Below are 4,280 nucleotides of genomic sequence, written 5' to 3'. Positions count from 1 at the left end.
CGGGCCGGCAGGGTCGGCCGGGCCAGGATGCGGCCGCCGTGCAGCCGGGCCCGCGGGGCGGCGCGGCGGGTGCCGTGGGCGGCCTTCCCGCCGGAAAGGAGCGCGCGCACGGGCGCGAAGGTGTCGTTGCCCACCAGACCCGCCCAGACCAGGTCCCACAGCGCGGCGGCGAGCCCGGCGTCGTCCTGGCTGCCGACGGCATCCGCCAGCTGCCGGAAGAAGAAGGCGCCTCCGCCGGCCAGGGTGGCCAGGATCTCCTGCTGCAGCACCGTGGTCTCCAGCGGCGGCGGCAGCGGCAGGGTGAGCGGCGCGGTCTCGCTCAGGTGCAGGCTGATCCAGCCGTCGTTGCCGGCCAGCGTGCCGGAGCCGGCCCAGAGCACCTCGCCCGCATTCGTGAGTTCGTCGAGCATGGCCGGCCGGTAGTCCTCGATCCGGGCCGGCAGGATCAGCGACTCCCAGGCGGAGGCGGGGATGCGGGCTCCCTCCAACTGCTCGATCACGGATGCGACGCCGTCGACGCCGCGCAGCCGCCCGCGCACGTGCTGCCAGGCCGGCAGGAACCGCCCGACGGTCACCTGGTCGACCGGCTCGACCTCGTGCCGGAGTGCGGCCAGCGACCGGCGGCGCAGGCGGCGGAGCACCTCGGCGTCGCACCACTCGCTGCCGGTGCCGTGCGGCCGGAACTCGCCCTCGACGACCCGGCGGGCGTTGGCGAGCCGGCGGAGCGCTCCCAGTGCCACGGCGGGGCCGAGGCCGAATCGATCGGCCACATCGGCGACCGTGAACGGGCCGTGGGTGCGGGCGTACCGGCTGACCAGGTCGCCGAGCGGGTCGAGCACGGGCTCGGTGAACACGGCCGGCACTCCCGGCGGCACCGGCACGCCGAGCGCGTCCCTGAGCCGGCTGATGTCTTCGACGGCCGCCCAGCACGGCCGGCCGGCGACGCCGACGGGCAGCACCCGCCGGGCGGCGACGAGAGCCTGCAGGCCTTCGGCCGCCGCCGGTCCGCCCTGCGGGTCGAGTCGGGCGGCGACCTCGTCGGTCGTCAGCGGGCCGAGGCCGCGGAGCAGGTCGGCGATGCCCTCGATCCCCCGCGCCTTTCGGTCGGCCGGCAGCCGCTGCAGTTCCGCGTCGGTCTGCTCGATCACCACCGGGTCGAGCAGCTCCCGCAGCTCCACCCGGCCGAGGAGCTCGGCCAGCAGGCTGGAATCGATCGAGAGCGCGGTGGCGCGGCGCTCGGCGAGCGGGGAATCCCCCTCGTACATGAACGCGGCCACGTAACCGAAGAGGAGGGTGCTCGCGAACGGGCTCGCGGCATCCGTCTGGATTTCGACCAGGCGCAGGGCGCGGCTGTCGATGCGCCGGGTGAGGTTCAGCAGCGCGGGCAGGTCGTAGACGTCCTGCAGGCACTCGCGCACGGTTTCGAGGATGATCGGGAAGGTCGGGAAGGTGCGGGCCACGTCGAGGAGCTGGGCGGCCTTCTGGCGCTGCTGCCACAGGGGCGAGCGCCGCCCGGGGTTGTATCTCGGGAGCAGCAGCGCGCGCGCGGCGCACTCACGGAACCGGGCCGCGAACAGGGCGGAACCGCCGACCTCGTCGGTGACCAGCTGCTCGAGTTCGTCGGGGTCGAAGACGAAGAGGGAACTCTCCGGGGGTTCGGACTCGGTGTCGGGGATGCGCACGACGATGCCGTCGTCGCTGGCCATGCAGGCCCCGTCGATGCCGTAGCGTTCCCGCACCCTCGCGCCAACCGCCAGCGCCCACGGCGCGTGCACCTGCAGGCCGAACGGGGAGTGCAACACGACCCGCCAGTCCCCCAGCTCGTCCCGGAAGCGCTCGACGACGAGGGTCTGGTCGGTGGGCAGGTTCCCCGTCGCGGCGCGCTGCTCGGCGAGGAACGCGAGCAGGTTGTCGACGGCGCGCTCGTCGAGGCCGCCCGCCCGGCAGCGGGCCCTGGCGCCCTCGGGCGGGAGCGCGGACACCTCGCGCAGGAACGCGCCGATCGCCTCGCCGAGCTCGGCCGGACGGCCCAGGCCGTCGCCCTTCCAGAACGGCAGCCGGCCGGGCTCGCCGAACGCCGGCAGCACCAGCACGCGGTCATGGGTGATCTCCTGGATGCGCCAGCTCGTCGTGCCGAGGGCGAAGACGTCGCCCACCCGCGACTCGTAGACCATCTCCTCGTCGAGTTCGCCCACCCGGCGGCCGGTGGCCTGGTCGCCGCCGACCATGAACACGCCGAACAGGCCCCGGTCGGGGATCGTGCCGCCGCTGGTGACCGCGAGCCGCTGCGCGCCCGGACGGCCGGTGAGGATGCCCGTCTCCCGGTCCCAGACGATGCGGGGGCGCAACTCGGCGAACTGGTCGGAGGGGTACCGGCCGGCGAGGAGGTCGAGGGTGGCCTCGTAGGCCGAGCGCGGCAGGGAGTGGAAGGGGGCGCTGCGGCGCAGGGTGTCGAACCATTCCTCCGCGTCGATGGGTTCGAGCGCCGTCGCGGCCACGGTCTGCTGGGCGAGAATGTCGAGCGGGTTGGACGGCACCGACAGGGATTCGATCAGGCCGGCGACCATGCGCTCGGCCGCGACGGCCGCGTGGATGAGGTCGGCCCGGTGCTTGGGGAAGATCACCCCGCGGGATACCTCCCCCACCTGGTGCCCGGCCCGGCCCACCCGTTGCAGCCCGCTGGCCACCGACGGCGGCGACTCCACCTGCACCACCAGGTCGACCGCGCCCATGTCGATGCCGAGTTCCAGGCTGGAGGTGGCGACCACGCAGCGCAGCCGCCCGGCCTTGAGGTCATCCTCGATCAGCGCTCGCTGTTCCTTGCTCACCGAGCCGTGGTGGGCGCGGGCCAGCAGCGGCTCGGCCCCGGCGGACTGGCCGCTCGCGCCCATCAGGGCGGCGGGCGGGCCGGCGGGTGTGGCCTGTCCTGCGGGGACTGGGGCCGCGGATGTCCCCGCGACCGTCGCCGCTCCGGCGGTTGCGACGCCGACCAGTTCGGGCTGGGCCACATCCTCCAGACGCTGGGCGTAGATCTCGTTGAAGCGTGCGGTCAGGCGTTCGGCCAGCCGCCGCGAGTTCGCGAACACGATCGACGAGGTGTGCGCGAGCACCTGGTCGACGATGGCCTCCTCGACGTGCGGCCAGATCGACCCGGTCTGCGGCGCGGCCGCGGCGGTGGACCCCTCACGCACCGGCACCGGTCCGACCTGGCTCATATCGTCGACGGGCACCACCACGCTCAGGTCGAACCGTTTCCCGGCGGCCGGTGCCACGATCTCGACCGCCGCGGAACCGCCGAGGAACCGGGCCACCTCGCTGGCCGGGCGCACGGTGGCGGACAGCCCGATGCGCTGGGCCGGCCGGGCCAGAAGATCGTCGAGCCGCTCCAGGGAGACGGCCAGGTGGGCGCCGCGCTTGCTGGCCGCCACGGCGTGCACCTCGTCGATGATGACGGTGTCGACGCCGAGCAGGGACTCCCGCGCCGCGGACGTGAGCATGAGGAACAGCGATTCCGGGGTGGTGATCAGGATGTCCGGGGGCGTCTTCACGAGGCTGCGGCGCTCGTTCGCGGGGGTGTCTCCCGAGCGCACTCCGACGGTGACGTGGGGCGGGTCGAAGCCGAGCCGCCGGGCCGCCTGCGTGATGCCGACGAGCGGGGCGTGCAGGTTGCGTTCGACGTCGACGCCGAGGGCCTTGAGCGGCGAGATGTAGAGCACGCGCGTGCGCGGGACGGCCGTGGCGTTCGGACTGCCGGCATCCGTCGCCGTGGGACCCGGGGCCGTGCGCTCGGCGGCTGTGCGATCAGTGTCTGTGGGATCGGCGGCCGGGCGCTCGGTGGCCAGGCGGTCGATGGCCCAGAGGAAGGCCGCGAGGGTCTTACCCGAACCGGTCGGGGCGACGACCAGCGCGTGGGAGCCGCGGGAGATGGCGTCCCACGCTCCGAGCTGCGCCTCGGTGGGCGCGGCGAATGCCTCGCCGAACCACGCTCGGGTGGCCGGCGAGAATCGGTGCAGCACCTCACTCATGGCACCATCTTCCCTGATCGGGCTGACAAGTCCCAGATGAGGGCGCACTCCTGTTCTCACCGCCCCGCGCCCCGCTTGGAACCAATTCGACGGAGATACTGCTCTTACAAACGGGATTCGGCCCGTTTTGGCGCGTTTTCGGCAAAATCTCCGTCGAATTGGTTCAGGGCAGGGGCGGAGCGGGCGAGCGGGCCGGCGGGCGAGCGAGCGGGCCGGCGGGCGAGCGAGCGGGCCGGCGGGCGAGCGAGCGGGCCG

Annotated in this window: 1 protein-coding gene; it reads right to left on the bottom strand. The window is 73.8% G+C overall.

The genetic code is table 11. From position 1 onward, the window contains the following. Positions 1-4,025: ATP-dependent helicase (locus tag E3T42_RS09270; protein ID WP_134402891.1), on the bottom strand; the 4,025-nt coding region annotated here is incomplete at its 3' end. Positions 4,026-4,280: the final 255 nt, after the last annotated feature.

The organism is Cryobacterium sp. TMT4-10, from assembly GCF_004403275.1.
Lineage (GTDB): Bacteria > Actinomycetota > Actinomycetes > Actinomycetales > Microbacteriaceae > Cryobacterium > Cryobacterium shii.
This window is presented reverse-complemented; position numbering and strand designations above follow the sequence as displayed.